The sequence below is a fragment of the Methylobacterium sp. J-068 genome (assembly GCF_022829445.1).
GTDB lineage: Bacteria > Pseudomonadota > Alphaproteobacteria > Rhizobiales > Beijerinckiaceae > Methylobacterium.
The window spans coordinates 117,280-134,214 of the sequence record NZ_JAKSXY010000063.1 but is presented as its reverse complement, the minus strand read 5'-3'; the positions used below and the strand labels follow the sequence as shown (position 1 = coordinate 134,214).

Here is a 16,935-nt window from a genome sequence, read left to right as displayed (position 1 = left end):
TGCGAGCCCGCCGGCCCAGCTCCTCGACGCTCAGATGGTCGGCGATGTGTGCCATGCCTGCCTCCGCAAGACGATGCGGAGGCTAAACCCAATCCCCCTCAACGGGAATCCGTCCCGAATCAATCAGCCGGAAACGGTATGAGACCGTCCTACCGGCGCGCGGCCGAGGGGCCGGTCGCGGCCTCCCGCAGGATCGCCTCCCACAGGATGGCGGCCCGCTCCCAGGTCAGGGCCTCGCGCTGGAGGAGCGCGCCCGCGCTCAGGGCCGACCAGAGCGTGTCGTTCCCCGCCACCCCGACGACCGCTTCCGCGAAGTCGCGGTCGCCCGGCGCGATCAGGCCGTTCACCCCGTGCTGGACCCGCTCGGACAGGGCGCCGATCCCGGACGTGATCACCGGCAGGCCCATGGCCTGCGCCTCGGCGGCGGCGAGGCAGAAGGTCTCGTCCACCGATCCCGGGCAGACCATGGCGCGGGCGCGGGCGTAGAAGGCCGCGAGCGCGGCGGCCCCGACCCTCGGATGGAACACGATGGGGCCGGTCTCGTCGCCGGACGGGGGATAATCCGACCCGAAGACGTGGAGCCGCGCGCCGGACGCGATCACCGCCGGGGCGGTCCGCCAGAGTGCGAGCATGCGCTCGAGCCCGCGCTGGGGCTGGGAGGCGTAGACGAAGTCGCGGCCGAGGCCCCGCGTCGGCTCGGGTTCGCGGAAGGCGGGCGCGATGCCGTGCGGCACCACGTGCCGGCGGCGATAGGCGAAGACCGGCGACATCGTCGCGGCCGCGATGCTGCCGACGAAGACCGCGTCCGGCCGCAGCGACAGGATCGGCAGGAGATAGCGCTTGCGCAGCGCCTTCTCGAGGTTGATCGGATTGTGCACCCAGGCGATCCGCTTGGCGTCCGGGAAGCCCCGCAGCGGCCTCGGATCGTTGCTGGAGACCACCGCGTCGGCGGCGTGCCGGGCGATCTCGGCGAGCGGGATGTTGAGGACGCCGTCCCGCTCGAGGCTGCCCGTGCGGCGGGTCGCCAGGACCACCGCGAAGCCGCGTCGCGCGAGGGCGCGGGTCAGGGCGAGGTTGGTGCTCTCGATGCCGCCGAGGCCGACCGAGGCCGGCGTGTCGATGCCGAATGCCACGCGGGTCGGGCAGATGAACAGGACCCGGCGCATCCGGCTTCTCCTTCGTTTCCAGGCTGACGGACGATCCGGCTCAGAGGCCGAGTTCGCGGCTGCGTCGCCCCAGCCAGGACGACCGGTCCGGCGGCGCGTTGCGGCCGATGGACCAGAGCTTGCCCCGCCAGGCATGGACCGCCACCGTCTCGGGCCCGATCAGGGCGCGCGCCGCACCGTCGTCCGGCTCGGTCAGCCGGTAGGCATCGTCGTCGTCGAGGGGATAGAACACCGGCTTGGCCCGCGCATGGTGCGCGAGGCCGAGGCGACGAACGAAATGGGTCAGCGCCCGGGGGCCGATCGCCAGCCGCTCCGGATGGATCGGGAAGCGCCGGCCGAGCAGGATCTCGAGGCCGCGCTTCACCCGGATGTGGCCGGTGGCCCAGGGGACGCGGATCGGCACGGCGGTGATCGCATCCCAGTAGTGGGACACCAGGTCCGAGTGCGCCGGCGCGTACAGGATGGCGTTGTTGATCCGGTTCGGGTTGAGCCAGCCGAAGACGTAGTCCGTCCCGCCCGGCGTCACCCGCAGCGGCTGCCGGAAGACGAAGTCCAGGTCCGACCAGATGCCCCTGCCCTCCCGAAGCAGGCCCAGGCGCACGTAGTCGGTGTAGAACGCGTAGGACTTCCGGCGGCGATAGAGGTCCGCCATCGGGTTCGGACCGAGAACCTCGCGGACGTCGATCACGGTTCCGGGCAGGCCCTGCCCCCGCAGCGCGGCGACGTCGTGGGAATAGATCTGGAGGTCGTGGCCGGCGGCGACGATGGAGGCCGCGCTGAGCCGTTCGAGCCAGCTGACCTCGCCTTCCCAGTACGTCACGATGGTCTGCATCGGTGGGGCCGAGCGATGCGCGGGGGAGTTCATATCGTGTTGCCGGGCCACGGGAACGCTGGTGCCGAGATGCTCTATCCCGCGCACTTCGGAGAGACCACCGCTAAGTGTCTCTCTCAAAAACTCCCGCCGCACCGTGGTGCTCGGGGTGAGACCCGAGGATGGGCGGGAGTTTTGTGAGGTACTCTAAATCCCCTGGCCGTCCGGCGGGATGCGGCCCCGGCGGCGCCCGACGCCAAAGTCCGGCATCGCCGCGCGTGGGATCACGGCGCCGCGATGCCGGATCACCGTGCCCGCGAGCCGGTGGCCGTCTCGCAGGGCCTCCAACGGCGTGCTCCCGGCAAGCCGCGCCGCGAGGTAGGCGGCCGCGAAGCTGTCCCCCGCCGCCGTGGTGTCGAGGATCGCCTCGACGGGATCCGCCGGGAGCCGCGCTTCGCCGGTCCCATGGAAGACCCGCGCCATGGCTTTGCCCGCCGGCATCTCCCGCAGGACGATCTCGGCCCGGCCGCGATGGCGCAGCACCTCGTCGAGGCCGGTCGGCCCGAAAAGCGCCTGGAGATCGTCGGCTGACGTGAAGATGAGGTCGGCCTCCGCCAGGGTCTCGCGAAACGCGCGGCGCGCCGCGTCGGGGTCGGGCCAGCCGGGCGCGCGGTAATTGGTGTCGAAGGCCACCCGGCCGCCACGGCCGCGCAGGGCGGCGAGGATCGCCCGGAGCCGCGCGCGACCGGTCTCGCCGTAGAGCGAGAGGCTGATGCCGGAGAGATAGACGAGGTCGTAGGTCGCCGGGTCCGTCCAGGGCGGGGCCGCGTCCGGCCCGGCGAACAGATCGCGCGCGGCGGAACTGTCCCGCCAATAGTGAAAGCTGCGCTCGCCGCGGGCATCGGTGCGGATCAGGTACAGACCGGGCAGGCGGCCGGGCAGGCGCCGGACGCCGCCGAGGCCGATGCCCTCGTCCGCCCAGGCCGCGACCATGTCCGTGCTCCAGGGATCGTCCCCGATCGCGGTGACGTAGTCGACCGGCACGCCGAGGCGCGCGAGGTAGAGCGCGGTGTTCAGGGTGTCGCCCCCGAAGCCGCGCGTGAGCGAGCCGTCGGGCCGCTCCACCAGTTCCACCATGCACTCGCCGATGCAGCCCACGCGCATGTGCGGTCACCCCGTCCCGTTCGACCTCTCGACGCCCATCGCCTCGGGGGGCGCGCCTCCGCATCGGCAGGGGAGCCTCCCGCGTGCGCCCGCGTCAAGACGAGAGGCGCCGGACATGCGTGAGCCTTCCCCGTTCCCGGCGGGATTGGAGGAGGCAGCCACCATTCGCCCTCGGACAGGCAACGGATTCACACATCCTTCAGGAACTCTTGCAGAACACTTGCGGAACGTTTAACGTGTTCGTGGTTTGTTTCTGCGGTCGCACGCCGCAGCCGTGGCTCCAACGAAGAGTGTTCCGCATGTTGACGCGTAAGCAACTGGATTTGCTCCAGTTCATCCAGCACAGGATGCGCGAGAGCGGCGTTCCTCCCTCGTTCGACGAGATGAAGGACGCGCTGGATCTCAAGTCGAAATCGGGCATTCACCGTCTGATCACGGCGCTCGAGGAGCGCGGCTTTCTCCGCCGCCTGCCCAACCGCGCGCGCGCGATCGAGGTGATCCGGATGCCGGAGAGCCTGGGCGGTGCGGCGGCGGCGTCCCGCGGCGCGACCCCGCCCGAGGTTCGGCGCTTCACCCCGAGCGTGGTCGAGGGCGGCAAGGGCAAGGGCGTTCCGGGCGGTACCTCTGTGTCCCGCCTGCCCACCACGCAGGCGACGGACGAGGCCGGGCGCGCGGTGACGATCCCCGTCATGGGACGCATCGCGGCCGGCACGCCGATCTCGGCGATCCAGGAGCAGAGCCACTCGGTGACGATGTCGCCGGACTTCCTCGCTGGCGGGGAGCACTACGCCCTCGAGGTGCGCGGCGATTCGATGATCGAGGCGGGCATCCTCGACGGCGACCTCGTGGTCATCCGCAAGCAGGACACGGCCAATACCGGCGACATCATCGTGGCGCTGATCGACGACGAGGAGGCGACGCTAAAGCGCCTGCGCCGGCGCGGCTCCTCGATCGCCCTGGAGGCGGCGAACCCCGCCTACGAGACCCGCGTCCTCGGCCCCGACCGCGTGCAGATCCAAGGCCGTCTCGTCAGCCTCGTCCGGCGTTACTGAGGCGCCTCGCCGGGCTCGGCGCCCGGCATGTCCGCATCCTCCGCGTCGGTTTCCGTCCGCTGCGGTGGAGCGGGAAGCGGCGGCGCCTCCACGGGGCGGATCGCCGTCGGCCGCCAGGGAACGGTCTCGCCCGGTCGGCGCGCCGTCGTGACGACGGGGCCCTCGGGCGAGAGACGGATCGCGATGGCCCCGTGGGCCTTCAGGAAGGCACGGTCGAGGATCAGCGGTGCCGCGCAATGGGGCGGCGCCTCCCGCTGCGTGATCAGGATCTCGGCCCGCGCGCAATCCTCGGGCAGCGCGCGCTTGTCGGTCGCGAGGGCGACCGTGCGGCCATCCGCCAGGTCCAGGCTGCAGCCGAGGCGGTCGCACCGGGCGCCCGCGAACGGCTTGACCTCCCCCGCCTTGCGCCCGTCACCATCCGCCTTGAGCCACTGCTCCAGCACGAAGGCGGGCGGGCGCCCGAGGGTGGCCAGTTGCCCGCCGGGCTCGCGGATCGCCGCGCCGGCGCCCTCGCGGTCGACGTAGATGTCCTGGCGCACCGGCCGGGCGGCGAGGCCGAGACCGAGGATCGCCGGCGCCAAGCCGATCCAGCGCAGGGACGAGGCCGGCAGCGTCAGCAGCACGAGGGCGCCGGCCAGCAGCGCCAGCGCGCCCGCGCCGTAGGCCGGCACCACGTAGGTCGCGTGGCCGAAGCCCGCGATCCAGCCCGAGATCGTCAGCATGCCCCGCACCGCCAGCCCCATCGCCCACCAGACCGGCTGATCGAGGGCGAACGGATAGGCGAGGATGCCCAGCACCGCCGCCGGCATCACCGCCAGCGAGACGAGCGGAAGGGTCAGCGCGTTGCCCACGATGCCGAAGGGCTGCACCGTCTGGAAATGGTAGGTGGCGAAGGGCGCGGTGGCGACCTGCGCCACCAGGGTGGTGGCCAGGGTGCCGACGACCGTGGCGAGCAGGAGCCCGATGGCGCGCGCGACGCGCCCCGCCCCGTCCCGGCGGAAGGCCTGCCCGCCGATCAGCGGCGCGCAGGCGATGAGGCCGGCGACCGCCGCGAAGGACATCTGGAAGCTCGGGCCGAGCACGCCCTCGGGCTCGCGCGCCAGGGCGATCAGGGCGGCGAGCGCGAGGTTGCGCAGGCTCAGGGCCGGGCGGTCGACGAGGATCGCGCCGAGCATCACCAGGGTCATGATCAGGGAGCGCTCGGCGGCGATGTCCCAGCCCGAGAAGACGCAGTAGGCGGTCACCCCGACCATGGCGAGGCCGGCCGCGATCTTCTTGATCGGCCAGTGCAGGGCCGCGAAGGGCACCAGGGCGAGGAACGCCCGCACCAGCCAGAACACCACGCCCGCCGCCAGCACCATGTGCAGGCCCGAGATCGAGACCACGTGGTAGATCCCGGCGCTCCGCAGCACGTCGTTGGTCTCGCCGTTGATCAGCCCGCGCTTGCCCGTGACCAGGGCCGCCGCCACGGCGCCGGCCTGGCCGCCATTGGCGTCGGTGATCCGGCGGGTGAGCGCGTTGCGGGCTTCGTCGATCGCGGCCGCGAGGCGCGCGCTCCAGGCCGGTGCTTCCGTGGGCGGGCGGATTTCGATCTTGCCGACCAGCGAGCCCACCGCGCCGAGGCCGCGGAAGAAGGCGTCCCGCCCGAAATCGTAGCCGCCCGGCCGCGCCGCCTCGGGCGGCGGCAGCAGGCGGGCGGTGGCGGCGATCCGGTCGCCCGGCTTGAGGGGAACCGCCCTGCGGTAGGAGACCCGCACCCGCGCGGGGCGCGCCTCCGGACCGAGCGTGCCGAAGCTCTCGACCCGCACGATCAGGCGCGCGCCCTCCTCGCGCTCGTCGAGCCCCTCGATGGTGCCGACCAGGGGCGCGATCGTCGTGCGGGCGAGGATCGGGCTCGCCACGCGCTGGACCCGGAGGGTCGCCGCCGCGAAGCCCAGGAAGGCGAAGAGGCCGGCGAGGGTCAGGGCGAGGCCCAAGGGCCGCGCGGCCAGGAACGGCGTCGTGGCGGCGAGCAGGCCTGCCGCCACGAGCGGCGCGGCGAGGGCGGGCGTCCCGTTCGTGCCGGCGAAGAACACGAGGATGCCGAGGCCGAACGCCACGGCGAGCCACGCGAACAGGCGGCGCTGCTCGACCTCCCGCGCGAAGCCGGCCCGCAGCCAGGCACCGAGCAGGCCGAGGACGGGCCGACGCGCCGCGCCGAGGCGGGAGACCCGCCCCGTCGCTGTCGCCGCCCGCGTCTGCGCCATCGCTGGAGACCTTCGTCCGAGGGCGCCGCGCGCACGGCCGGCGCGCGAGACGATTTCTTAACGCCCGGCGCAGGCCATGCTACACGCGCGTCTCCGGGCCGGTCGATCCGCCTCCCGCCCGTTCCAACAGCCAGTTCAAGTCAAGATTGATGTCGTCAGCCGTCGTCACGCGCTTCGCCCCCTCGCCCACGGGCTACCTGCATATCGGCGGGGCCCGCACGGCCCTGTTCAACTGGCTCTATGCCCGCCGCTTCGGCGGCCGCATGCTGCTGCGCATCGAGGACACCGACCGCGAACGCTCGACGCAAGGGGCCATCGACGCGATCCTCGACGGCATGCGCTGGCTCGGCCTCGATTGGGACGGCGACGTCATCTACCAGTACGCCCGCGCCGAGCGGCATCGCGAGGCCGCGATGAGCCTGCTCGCCTCGGGCCACGCCTATCGCTGCTACGCCACGCCGGAGGAACTGACCGCGATGCGCGAGGCCGCCCGCGCGGAGGGGCGCCCCTTGCGCTACGACGGGCGCTGGCGCGACCGCGATCCCTCCGAGGCGCCCGCCGGCGTGAAGCCGGTGATCCGTCTGCGCGCGCCCACCGAGGGCGAGACCGTGGTCGAGGATGGCGTGCAGGGCCGCGTCGTCTGGCAGAACAGGGACCTCGACGACCTCGTCCTGCTGCGCTCGGACGGCAACCCGACCTACATGCTCGCCGTGGTGGTGGACGACCACGACATGGGCGTGACGCAGGTGATCCGGGGCGACGACCACCTCACCAACGCCGCGCGCCAGCGCCGGATCTCCGACGCGCTGGGCTGGGCGGCGCCCGCCATGGCGCATATCCCGCTGATCCACGGGGCCGACGGCGCCAAGCTCTCGAAGCGCCACGGGGCGCTGGGCGTCGATGCCTATCGCGATCTCGGCTACCTGCCGAGCGCCCTGCGCAACTACCTCGTGCGCCTGGGCTGGAGCCACGGCGACCAGGAGGTGTTCTCCACCGAGGAGATGATCGCGGCCTTCGACCTGAAGGCGATCGGGCGCTCGCCCGCCCGCTTCGACTTCGCCAAGCTCGAGAACCTCAACGGCCTCTACATCCGGGCCGCGGCCGACGCGGACCTCGTGCAGGCCATCGCGGACGTGCTCCCGGCCCTCGGCCCTTCGCGCGGCATCGCGGTGCCGATGGCGCCGGACCTGCGGACGAAGCTCACCGCCGCGATGCCGGGCCTGAAGGAGCGGGCCAAGACCCTCGTGGAACTCCTCGACAGCGCCTATTACCTCACCGCGTCGCGCCCCCTCGTCCCCGACGAGAAGGCCCGGGGCCTGCTCGGCGACGAGGCCCGCGCGCGCCTCGCGGCCCTGCTGGCCGACCTCGAGGCGCTGCCCGAGTGGAGCGCCGCCGCCACGGAGGGCGCGGTCCGGCGCTTCGCCGAGGCGAACGCGCTGAAGCTCGGACAGATCGCGCAGCCCCTGCGGGCGGCCCTGACCGGGCGCGCGACCTCCCCGCCGGTCTTCGACGTGATGGCCGTGCTGGGCCGCGAGGAATGCCTCGGCCGCCTGCGCGATCAGACCGCCGCCTGAGGGCCATGCCGGGCGCCGCGTCACGTCCGGCGAACGGGACCGTCGTCCTGCGAAAGAATGACAAATCGGCCTGGATTTCGCTTGGGCCCCGGGGAGAGGCGGAGCGTCGGTTGATGACGGTCCGCCGATCCGCTACCCCCATGCTCGTGTGAGCAAGTGCAGCATAAGCCGCATTTGCGCCCCGGACCCGGGTGGCTGGTTGCATCGCCACGCGGGCCGGAGCCGCCCCGCTGCCACGAAAGGGTCCAGGTCTCCATGAGCGCCTCCAGCACGATCACCGTGGGCGATGACCACGTCGAGCTCCCGATCAAGACCGGCACGATCGGTCCGGACGTCATCGACATCGGCAAGCTCTACGCCAAGACGGGGAAGTTCACCTTCGATCCCGGCTTCACCTCGACCGCCTCCTGCGAGTCGAAGATCACCTATATCGACGGCGATGCGGGCGTCCTGCTCTATCGCGGCTACCCGATCGAGCAGATCGCCGAGGAGGGCGACTTCCTCGAGACCTGCTACCTGATGCTGTTCGGCGAATTGCCGACTCCGGCCCAGAAGGCCGATTTCGACTACCGGATCACGCGCCACACCATGGTGCATGACCAGATGAACCGCTTCTTCCAGGGCTTCCGCCGCGACGCGCACCCGATGGCGATCATGGTCGCCTGCGTCGGCGCGCTCTCGGCCTTCTATCACGACTCGACCGATATCTCGGACGACCAGCAGCGCATGGTCGCCTCCATGCGGATGATCGCCAAGATGCCGACGCTGGCGGCGATGGCCTACAAGTACTCCATCGGTCAGCCCTTCGTGTATCCGAAGAACGACCTCGACTACACCTCGAACTTCCTGCGGATGTGCTTCGCGGTGCCGTGCGAGGAGTTCAAGGTCAACCCGATCTTCGCCCGTGCGCTGGACCGGATCTTCATCCTGCATGCCGACCACGAGCAGAACGCGTCCACCTCGACGGTGCGTCTGGCGGGCTCCTCGGGCGCCAATCCCTTCGCCTGCATCGCGGCCGGCATCGCCTGCCTCTGGGGGCCCGCGCATGGCGGCGCCAACGAGGCGGCCCTCAAGATGCTGGAAGAGATCGGCCACCCCGAGAACGTCGCCAAGTACGTCGCCAAGGCCAAGGACAAGAACGACCCCTTCCGCCTGATGGGCTTCGGCCACCGCGTGTACAAGAACTACGATCCGCGCGCCCGGATCATGCAGAAGACCACCCACGAGGTCCTGGGCCAGCTCGGCATCAAGGACGATCCGCTGCTGGAAGTCGCGGTGCAGCTGGAGCAGATCGCCCTCAAGGACGAGTACTTCATCGAGAAGAAGCTCTATCCGAACATCGATTTCTACTCGGGCATCACCCTCAAGGCGATGGGCTTCCCGACCTCGATGTTCACGGTGCTGTTCGCGCTGGCGCGCACCACCGGCTGGATCGCCCAGTGGGCCGAGATGATCGAGGACCCGTCGCAGAAGATCGGCCGTCCGCGCCAGCTCTATATCGGCCCGGCGCAGCGCGAATACGTCAACCTCGATCAGCGCGGCTGATCCCATCGAAAGAAGAGCCCCGCCGGAGAGGTCCGGCGGGGCTTTTTGCCGGGCGCTCGCGGCTCACGGCGGCCGGCTCAGTGCGGCCGGGCGCGGTCCACCACCGCGCGGGCGGCCGCGAAGGCCTCGTCCGGATCGAGTTCGGTCGTGTCCAGGATCACCGCGTCGGCGGCCGCCTTGAGGGGCGCGGTGGAGCGCTGCGCGTCCCGGGCGTCGCGCGCGACGATGTCGGAGAGGATCGCGCCGAGCGTCGCCGATTCGCCGCGTCGCAGCAATTCGAGGTGGCGGCGGCGGGCGCGCTCCTCGGGGGCGGCGGTGATGAAGAGCTTCACGGGGGCGTCGGGGCAGACGACCGTGCCGATGTCGCGCCCGTCGAGCACCGCGCCGCTGGCGCCCCCGGCGAAGCGCTGCTGCCAGGCGAGCAGGGCCGCGCGCACGGCCGGCACCGCCGAGATGCGCGACGCCGCCTCCCCCATCGCCCGCTCGCGCAGGCGCGGATCGGCGAGGCGGTCGGCGATCAGGCTCGCGGCGGCGCGCGCGGCGGCCTGATGGTCGTCGAGATTGTGGCCCGCATCGATCACCGTCAGGGCGACCGCCCGGTAGAGCAGGCCCGTGTCGAGATGGGGCAGGCCGTAATGGGCCGCCAGACGCTTGGCGAGGGTGCCCTTGCCCGAGGCGGCCGGGCCGTCGATCGCGATCACCATCGGCATGGCGCTCACCCCTCGATCCGGCCGCCGAGACCCTGCATCGTCGGCAGGAAGCTCGGGAAGCTGGTGGCGATCATGGCCCCGTCATCCACCGTGACGGGTCGCTGCGTGGCCAGCCCCATGACGAGGAAGGCCATGGCGATGCGATGGTCGAGATGGGTCGCCACCGTGCCGCCGCCCCGCGCCGGCGCGCCGGTGCCGTGCACGACGAGATCGTCCCCCTCCACGAGGTAGGCGACTCCGTTGGCGCTGAGGCCGTCGGCGACCGCCGCGAGCCGGTCGGATTCCTTCACGCGCAGTTCGTGCAGGCCCCGCATCCGGGTGGTGCCCTCCGCGAAGGCGGCCGCGACCGCGAGCACCGGGTACTCGTCGATCATCGACGGGGCCCGCTCCGGGGGCACGTCGACGCCCTTCAGGCGGCTCGCGCGCACCCGCAGGTCGGCCACGGTCTCGCCCCCCTCCTCCCGCTCGCGCAGGCGCTCGATCTCGGCGCCCATCTCGATCAGGGTGGTGATCAGCCCGATGCGCAGCGGGTTCATCATCACGCCCTCCAGGGTCACCTCCGAGCCCGGCACGATCAGGGCCGCCACGAGGGGAAAGGCCGCCGAGGACGGATCGGCGGGCACCACGACCTTCGTGCCGCGCAAGGTGGGCTGGCCCGTGAGCGCGATCGCGCGGCCGTGGCCCTCGGGGCCGTGCGGCGTGACCTGGACCTCGGCGCCGAAGAGCCGGAGCATGCGCTCGGTGTGGTCGCGCGTCGCGGCCGCCTCGATCACCGTGGTGGTGCCGGGCGCGTTCAGGGCCGCGAGCAGCACCGCCGACTTGATCTGCGCCGAGGCGACGGGCGTCTCGTAGGTGATCGGGATCGCCTCGCGCGGGCCGCGCAGGGTCAGGGGCACCCGTCCGCCCTCCTCCTCGCTCACCACCTCGGTGCCCATCCGCACCAGGGGATCGAGGATGCGCCGCATCGGCCGCTTGCGCAGGGAGGCGTCGCCGTCGAAGGTCGCCGTCACGGGCTGGCCGCCGACCACGCCCATCATCAGGCGCGAGCCGGTGCCGGCATTGCCGAAATCGAGCACGTCCTCCGGGTCCGTCAGGCCGCCGATCCCGACGCCCCGCACCCGCCAGAGTCCGTCCCCGACCCGCTCCACGTCGGCGCCCAGGGCCTTCGCGGCCGCGGCGGTCCGCAGCACGTCGTCGCCTTCCAGCAGGCCCTGCACGTTGGTCTCGCCGATGCTGAGCAGGCCGAGGATCATCGCCCGGTGGGAGATCGACTTGTCGCCCGGCGGGCGCAGGCTGCCCCGCAGGGACAGGCCGGGATGGGCGGTCAGGGGTTGGGGTTCGGAATCATGGGACACGGGCGGCGACTTTTCGGCTGGGCGGTCGGTTCGGGACGCGGGCACGTCGAACGGAGCGCGGGCGCGTCGTAAGGGTGAGGGCCGGTTAACACGCACGGCCGCTGGCGTCATCCGACGTCGTCCGGCTCACCCCGGCGTCGGGCGAGAACCCCGTGGGAAACGTCGCTCCGCCCCTCCCGGATTCCCTCGCGCGTTCCGAGGCAAGGTCTTGACCGTTCGGAGGAAGGCCTTGGCCGGCGAGGGAATTTGACAGGAGCGTTCCACACGACTAACGGGGCGCCTCTCCCAAAAGATTGCACGTATTAGAGGTTCGCCCGTGGCCAGACCGGAACTCGGCTTGAAGCGTCAATGCATGAGCTGCGGCGCCAAGTTCTACGACCTCGACAACGATCCGCCGACCTGCCCGAAATGCGGGACCATCTACCAGGTCGCGGCGGCGTCCGGCCGCGCCGCCCCGGCGCTCGCGGCCCGCGCCGCCGCCGTGCCGGCCGATGACGACGAGGATACGGACGCCGAGAAGGGCGGTCCGGAGATCGTGTCCCTCGACGAGGTCGAGGCGGCCGAGGACGAGGCCGACACCACGACCGAGGACGTGGACGGCGACAGCAACGACGATGCCGACGACACCTTCCTCGAGGAGGAGGATTCCGGTGACGACGACGTGGCCGACCTGATCGACAGCGACATCGAGAACGACGAGGAGAGCTGAGCCGCGTCGCGTCTCGCCCCGAAAGACCCGCCGGACAAAAAAGTTTGCCGGCGGGGCACAAAGGGGGTTGAGGCGGCGGGAAAGCCCCAGTACATCACCGCCATCGACGGCGGGCCGCTTCAGCCCTCCGACGACGAAGACCGCACCGGATGTTCCAGACACCGGCGCGCTGAGAGTGGGGCCTTAGCTCAGCTGGGAGAGCGCTTCCATGGCATGGAAGAGGTCATCGGTTCGATCCCGTTAGGCTCCACCATTCTCGTCCGTCCCTCCGAGACATCCTTCGCCCCGCCGTTCGACGTGCCCGCGTCGCGCGGCTTTTCGCGTTGGTCCCGTGGACTCGGCCGGACGACGTCCCCTGGAACCCGGGCTTCGGATTCGCGCGAAAGCGGCCTCCAACCCGGAAAATAGGGGTTGAGGCGGCGGCCAAGGACCCGTATATCACCGCCATCGCCGGCCGGGCCTCGGGCCCTGCCGCCGCGAACGACCACCGCCGGCGCTCCAGACGCAGCGGTGTGACACGTGGGGCCTTAGCTCAGCTGGGAGAGCGCTTCCATGGCATGGAAGAGGTCATCGGTTCGATCCCGTTAGGCTCCACCACGTCGTCTCCGAAAATCTTCCCCACCATCCCCGACATCGCCGTGGACCTTTCCGCCGCCGCTTCGTATTGCGGTGCGCAATTCCGCGCGTGCGGGAGCGGGCCGCCGGCCGCGCGCGCCGTGCGGCGCTGATGGATGGGACGTGGTTCGGTGGTCATGGCGACGTCCCCCTCCGGTGATCCGATCGCGGCCGGCGACGCGGCGGGGCTCCTCGAAGCCTTCCGCGCCCGCCTGATCGCCGGACCGAGCGCTACGGCGGTCCTGGAAGGCTGGTGCCGCGAGCGCTGGGGCATCCCGGCGGCGGGCCTCGTCGCGCAGGCCGTTCCGGGTCCCGAGCGCCCCCTCTCCCAGGTCCAGCGCGCGCGGCTGGACCTGCCGCGCGACGGGATCGCGCGCTATCGCCGGGTCCGCCTCACCTGCGGCGGACGCGTGCTCTCGGAGGCCGAGAACTGGTACGTGCCGGATCGCCTCACCGAGGCGATGAACCGGCTCCTGGACACCAGCGACGTGCCCTTCGGCCGCGTGGTCCACCCCCTCGCCCACGCGCGGCGCAACCTCGGCCTGCGCCTGCTCCCCGGCGCCGGGGATCCGGCCGGCGCGGGTCCGCACGCGCCGCTCTTCGCCATCGAGGCGCTGCTGCTGCGCCGGGACGGGCTGCCGCTCTGCGAGGTCGCCGAGGTCTATACGGGCGCGGTCCTGTCCCCCGTCTGAGGCCGGCTGCGCCCGTGTTTTGGGGGTGCCTCGGGCTGACAAGGCGCGGGCGTGCGGGCTATGCCGCTTGGGCCGGGGACAGGCAGTGCCCCGGATGAGGAACGGCGAGGAAAACGGCATGGCGTTCAACGGACGGGCAGCGCGGCGCATCGGCGCCGCCGGACTGGTCGGGCTCGCCCTCGGCGGCGGCGTGCTGCCGCGGTGCGGTGCGGCGCAGGCGCAGAAGGCCCCCGACGCGACGGGGCTCTGGCTGACGGAGACGGGCGATTCGAAGGTGCGCATCACCCGCTGCGGCAGCGGCTATTGCGGCACGCTGGCGAGCACCTCCGGCCCGGGGCTCGACGCCAAGAACCCGGACGCGGCCCTGCGGTCGCGCAGCCTCGTCGGCGTCCAGATCATGAACGCGCCGAAAGCCAGCGGGGACGGCTTCGAGGGCTCGCTCTACAACCCGAACGACGGCAAGACCTATTCGGGCAGCATGAGCATCAAGGGCCCGAACCTCGTCGAGGTCTCGGGCTGCGTGATGAGCGTGTTCTGCAAGCGCCAGACCTGGAAGCGCGTGAACTGATCGGTTCCAGAGAGGGGGACCCTCTCCGGTCCGCTCAGGCCGACAGCGCGGCCTGGATCGCGTCGATGGCCGCCTGGGCGCCCGCGCCCTCCGGGCCGCCGGCCTGGGCCATGTCGCGGCGTCCGCCGCCGCCCTTGCCGCCGAGATGCCCGGCGCCAGCCCGGACCAGGGCCACGGCGTCGTAGCGCTCGGTGAGGTCCGGGGTCACGCCGACCACGAGGCCGGCCTTGCCGTCCGGCGCGACGCCCACGATGGCGACGATGCCGGAGCCGAGCCGGGTCTTGCCCTCGTCGGCGAGGCTCTTGAGGTCGCGCATCTCGACGCCCTCGACCACCCGCGCCATCACCTTGACGCCGCCGATCTCCGCGATGCCGTCATCGGCACCCGAGCCGGCGCCGCCCATGGCGATCTTCTTGCGCGCGTCGGTGAGGTCGCGCTCCAGGCGGCGGCGATCCTCGATCAGGGACGCGAGCCGGTCCGGCACGTCCGTGGGCGAGGCCTTCAGGAGGCCGGCGATCTGCGCGAGCGTGCGGCTTTCCTCGGCGCGGTGGCGGCGCGCCGCGCCGGCCGTGAGCGCCTCGATCCGGCGCACGCCGGCCCCGACCGCGCTCTCGCCCACCACCGAGACCTGTCCGATCTCGCCGGTGCGGCGCGCATGCGTGCCGCCGCAGAGCTCCACCGAGAACGCCTTGGCGCGCCCCGGCGCCCCGGCCACGGGCTCGCCCATGGAGACGACGCGGACCTCGTCGCCGTACTTCTCGCCGAACAGCGCGCGGGCGCCGGACTCGATCGCCTCCTCCTGCGCCATCAGTTTCGTGACCACGGGGGTGTTCTGGAGCAGCACGGCGTTGGCGATGTCCTCGACCGCCCGGATCTCGGCCTCGTCCATCGGCTTCGGATGGCTGAAATCGAAGCGCAGGCGCTCGGCCGAGACCAGCGAACCCTTCTGCGCGACGTGGTCGCCGAGCACCTGGCGCAGGGCCTCGTGCAGCAGGTGGGTCGCCGAGTGGTTGGCCCGGATCGCCGAGCGGCGGGCGTGGTCGACGGCCAGTTCCACGGCCTGGTTCGGGGCCAGCGTGCCCTCGTCGACGGTGACGTGATGCACGAACAGGTCGCCGAGCTTCTTCTCGGTGGCGGTCACCCGCGCCTTCAGGCCCGCGGCCGACAGGGTGCCGGTGTCGCCGACCTGACCGCCGGATTCGGCGTAGAACGGCGTCTGGTTGAGGAGGACGAGGCCGGTCTCGCCGGCCTCGAGGCCGTCCGTCTCGGCGCCTTCGCGCAGGAGCGCGGTGACGATGCCCTCGGCGGTCTCGGTCTCGTAGCCGAGGAACTCCGTGGCGCCGACCCGCTCCTTGAGGCCGTACCAGACCGTCTCGGTGGCGGCCTCGCCCGATCCCGTCCAGGCGGCGCGGGCCGCCTTGCGCTGGCGCTCCATCGCCTGCCCGAACGCATCCGTGTCGACGCCGATGCCGCGCGCCTTGAGGGCGTCCTGCGTCAGGTCGAGGGGGAAGCCGTAGGTGTCGTAGAGGGTGAAGGCGGTCTCGCCCGAGAGGTTCTGGCCGTGGCTGAGGTCGCGGCTCTCCGCGTCGAGAATCGCCAGACCGCGCTCAAGGGTGCGGCGGAAGCGGGTCTCCTCCAGCCGCAGGGTCTCGGCGATGAGCCCTTCGGCGCGGGTCAGTTCCGGATAGGCCTGGCCCATCTCACGCAGCAGCGTCGGCACGAGGCGGTACATCATCGGCTCGCGCGAGCCGAGCAGTTCGGCGTGGCGCATGGCGCGGCGCATGATCCGGCGCAGGACGTAGCCGCGCCCCTCGTTGCCCGGCAGCACGCCATCGGCCACCAGGAAGGAGGCGGCGCGCAGGTGGTCGGCGATCACGCGGTAGGAGGCGACGTTGCCCGGCTCGGGCGGGCGGCCGACCGCGTGGCTCACGGCGTCGATCAGCGCGCGGAACAGGTCGGTCTCGTAGTTGCTGTTCACGCCCTGGAGGATCGCCGCCATGCGCTCCAGGCCGAGGCCGGTGTCGATGGAGGGGCGCGGCAGGGCGAGGCGGTTGCCCGGCTCGATCTGCTCGTACTGCATGAACACGAGGTTCCAGAATTCGAGGAAGCGGTCGCCGTCCTCGTCGGGCGAGCCGGGCGGCCCGCCCCGCAGCGCCGGGCCCTGGTCGATGAAGATCTCCGAGCACGGGCCGCACGGGCCGGTATCGCCCATCTGCCAGAAATTGTCGGAGGTGCCGATGCGGATGATGCGGTCGTCGGAGAAGCCCGCGATCTTGCGCCAGAGGCCGGCGGCCTCGTCGTCGTCGGCATAGACCGTCACCAGCAGCCGGTCCTTCGACAGGCCGAATTCCTTGGTGATCAGGTTCCAGGCCAGCTCGATCGCCCGCGGCTTGAAATAATCGCCGAAGGAGAAATTGCCGAGCATCTCGAAGAAGGTGTGGTGGCGCGCCGTGTAGCCGACATTGTCGAGGTCGTTGTGCTTGCCCCCCGCCCGGACGCATTTCTGCGCAGTGGTGGCCCGGTCGTAGGGCCGCTTCTCGACGCCGGTGAAGACGTTCTTGAACTGCACCATGCCGGCATTGGTGAACATCAGCGTGGGGTCGTTGCGCGGCACCAGCGAGGAGGACGGCACCACTTCGTGGCCCGCTGCCGCGAAGTAGTCGAGGAAGGTCGACCGGATCTCGTTGACGCCGCTCATCGCATCACAACTCTGTCGTAGGGTGCCGCC

13 protein-coding genes and 2 tRNA genes are annotated in these 16,935 nt (G+C 71.7%); 8 read left to right on the top strand and 7 right to left on the bottom strand.

Going from position 1 to position 16,935, the window contains the following annotated elements; genetic code table 11:
• Positions 1–149 precede the first annotated feature (149 nt).
• The 3 genes from MKK54_RS24510 to MKK54_RS09095 all read right to left on the bottom strand — a co-directional run bounded on the left by MKK54_RS24510 (position 150) and on the right by MKK54_RS09095 (position 3,141).
• A complete protein-coding gene (locus MKK54_RS24510) occupies positions 150–1,166 on the bottom strand; it encodes a glycosyltransferase family 4 protein (RefSeq protein ID WP_279597254.1) in 1,017 nt (338 codons plus the stop codon).
• A 40-nt stretch (positions 1,167–1,206) separates the two neighbouring features.
• Positions 1,207–2,031, bottom strand: a complete 825-nt coding sequence (locus tag MKK54_RS09100) for a hypothetical protein (RefSeq protein ID WP_244010467.1) — start codon at positions 2,029–2,031, stop codon at positions 1,207–1,209.
• A 153-nt stretch (positions 2,032–2,184) separates the two neighbouring features.
• Complete coding sequence (locus MKK54_RS09095; RefSeq protein WP_244010466.1) at positions 2,185–3,141, bottom strand: sugar kinase; 957 nt, start codon at positions 3,139–3,141, stop codon at positions 2,185–2,187.
• 299 nt (positions 3,142–3,440) lie between these two features.
• Here MKK54_RS09095 and lexA point away from each other — a divergent pair, with 299 nt between their 5' ends.
• A complete protein-coding gene (gene lexA / locus MKK54_RS09090; protein ID WP_244010465.1) occupies positions 3,441–4,193 on the top strand; it encodes a transcriptional repressor LexA in 753 nt (250 codons plus the stop codon).
• Here the strand turns inward: lexA and MKK54_RS09085 are convergent.
• Positions 4,187–6,439, bottom strand: coding sequence for a ComEC/Rec2 family competence protein (locus tag MKK54_RS09085; RefSeq protein WP_244010464.1), 2,253 nt, complete (start codon positions 6,437–6,439; stop codon positions 4,187–4,189). The genes lexA and MKK54_RS09085 overlap by 7 nt on opposite strands.
• Before the next feature lie 149 nt (positions 6,440–6,588).
• On the opposite strand from MKK54_RS09085, the gene gltX reads away from it, so the two are divergent.
• Together gltX and gltA are read left to right on the top strand one after the other, a co-directional pair.
• Positions 6,589–8,013, top strand: coding sequence for a glutamate--tRNA ligase (gene gltX, locus MKK54_RS09080; RefSeq protein WP_244010463.1), 1,425 nt, complete (start codon positions 6,589–6,591; stop codon positions 8,011–8,013).
• Between the two features lie 255 nt (positions 8,014–8,268).
• The gene (gene gltA / locus MKK54_RS09075; protein ID WP_244010462.1) at positions 8,269–9,558 is read left to right on the top strand and encodes a citrate synthase; all 1,290 of its coding nucleotides are present in this window, start codon (positions 8,269–8,271) and stop codon (positions 9,556–9,558) included.
• Positions 9,559–9,635: 77 nt separating this feature from the next.
• Here the strand turns inward: gltA and cmk are convergent, their stop codons facing one another.
• Complete coding sequence (gene cmk, locus MKK54_RS09070) at positions 9,636–10,268, bottom strand: (d)CMP kinase (RefSeq protein WP_244010477.1); 633 nt, start codon at positions 10,266–10,268, stop codon at positions 9,636–9,638.
• Between the two features lie 5 nt (positions 10,269–10,273).
• Positions 10,274–11,623: a 3-phosphoshikimate 1-carboxyvinyltransferase gene (gene aroA, locus MKK54_RS09065; protein WP_244010461.1), complete on the bottom strand. Its 1,350-nt coding sequence runs from the start codon at positions 11,621–11,623 to the stop codon at positions 10,274–10,276.
• Positions 11,624–11,939: 316 nt separating this feature from the next.
• Here aroA and MKK54_RS09060 point away from each other — a divergent pair, with 316 nt between their 5' ends.
• The 5 genes from MKK54_RS09060 to MKK54_RS09040 all read left to right on the top strand — a co-directional run bounded on the left by MKK54_RS09060 (position 11,940) and on the right by MKK54_RS09040 (position 14,207).
• Positions 11,940–12,332 carry a TIGR02300 family protein gene (locus tag MKK54_RS09060; protein WP_313898382.1) on the top strand — a complete coding sequence of 131 codons (393 nt, stop codon included), beginning with the start codon at positions 11,940–11,942 and terminating at the stop codon, positions 12,330–12,332.
• A gap of 177 nt (positions 12,333–12,509) precedes the next feature.
• A tRNA-Ala gene (locus MKK54_RS09055) sits at positions 12,510–12,585 on the top strand.
• 268 nt (positions 12,586–12,853) lie between these two features.
• Positions 12,854–12,929: transfer RNA gene (locus MKK54_RS09050), tRNA-Ala, on the top strand.
• A gap of 155 nt (positions 12,930–13,084) precedes the next feature.
• Positions 13,085–13,639 carry a hypothetical protein gene (locus MKK54_RS09045; RefSeq protein ID WP_244010460.1) on the top strand — a complete coding sequence of 185 codons (555 nt, stop codon included), beginning with the start codon at positions 13,085–13,087 and terminating at the stop codon, positions 13,637–13,639.
• Positions 13,640–13,757: 118 nt separating this feature from the next.
• On the top strand, positions 13,758–14,207 hold the full coding sequence (locus MKK54_RS09040) for a DUF2147 domain-containing protein (RefSeq protein WP_244010459.1): 450 nt from the start codon (positions 13,758–13,760) through the stop codon (positions 14,205–14,207).
• A 34-nt stretch (positions 14,208–14,241) separates the two neighbouring features.
• Here the strand turns inward: MKK54_RS09040 and alaS are convergent, their stop codons facing one another.
• Positions 14,242–16,905 carry an alanine--tRNA ligase gene (alaS, locus tag MKK54_RS09035; RefSeq protein ID WP_244010458.1) on the bottom strand — a complete coding sequence of 888 codons (2,664 nt, stop codon included), beginning with the start codon at positions 16,903–16,905 and terminating at the stop codon, positions 14,242–14,244.
• Between the last annotated feature and the right edge of the window lie 30 nt (positions 16,906–16,935).

What these genes read in the sequence shown, in the direction of transcription:
- MKK54_RS09045 (WP_244010460.1), top strand. Translation starts at nt 13,085, where the DNA reads ATGGCGACGTCCCCCTCCGGTGATCCGATCGCGGCCGGCGACGCGGCG.
- lexA (WP_244010465.1), top strand. Translation starts at nt 3,441, where the DNA reads ATGTTGACGCGTAAGCAACTGGATTTGCTCCAGTTCATCCAGCACAGG.
- cmk (WP_244010477.1), bottom strand. Translation starts at nt 10,268, where the DNA reads ATGCCGATGGTGATCGCGATCGACGGCCCGGCCGCCTCGGGCAAGGGC.
- MKK54_RS09040 (WP_244010459.1), top strand. Translation starts at nt 13,758, where the DNA reads ATGGCGTTCAACGGACGGGCAGCGCGGCGCATCGGCGCCGCCGGACTG.
- MKK54_RS24510 (WP_279597254.1), bottom strand. Translation starts at nt 1,166, where the DNA reads ATGCGCCGGGTCCTGTTCATCTGCCCGACCCGCGTGGCATTCGGCATC.
- MKK54_RS09095 (WP_244010466.1), bottom strand. Translation starts at nt 3,141, where the DNA reads ATGCGCGTGGGCTGCATCGGCGAGTGCATGGTGGAACTGGTGGAGCGG.
- MKK54_RS09100 (WP_244010467.1), bottom strand. Translation starts at nt 2,031, where the DNA reads ATGAACTCCCCCGCGCATCGCTCGGCCCCACCGATGCAGACCATCGTG.
- alaS (WP_244010458.1), bottom strand. Translation starts at nt 16,905, where the DNA reads ATGAGCGGCGTCAACGAGATCCGGTCGACCTTCCTCGACTACTTCGCG.
- gltA (WP_244010462.1), top strand. Translation starts at nt 8,269, where the DNA reads ATGAGCGCCTCCAGCACGATCACCGTGGGCGATGACCACGTCGAGCTC.
- MKK54_RS09085 (WP_244010464.1), bottom strand. Translation starts at nt 6,439, where the DNA reads ATGGCGCAGACGCGGGCGGCGACAGCGACGGGGCGGGTCTCCCGCCTC.
- gltX (WP_244010463.1), top strand. Translation starts at nt 6,589, where the DNA reads ATGTCGTCAGCCGTCGTCACGCGCTTCGCCCCCTCGCCCACGGGCTAC.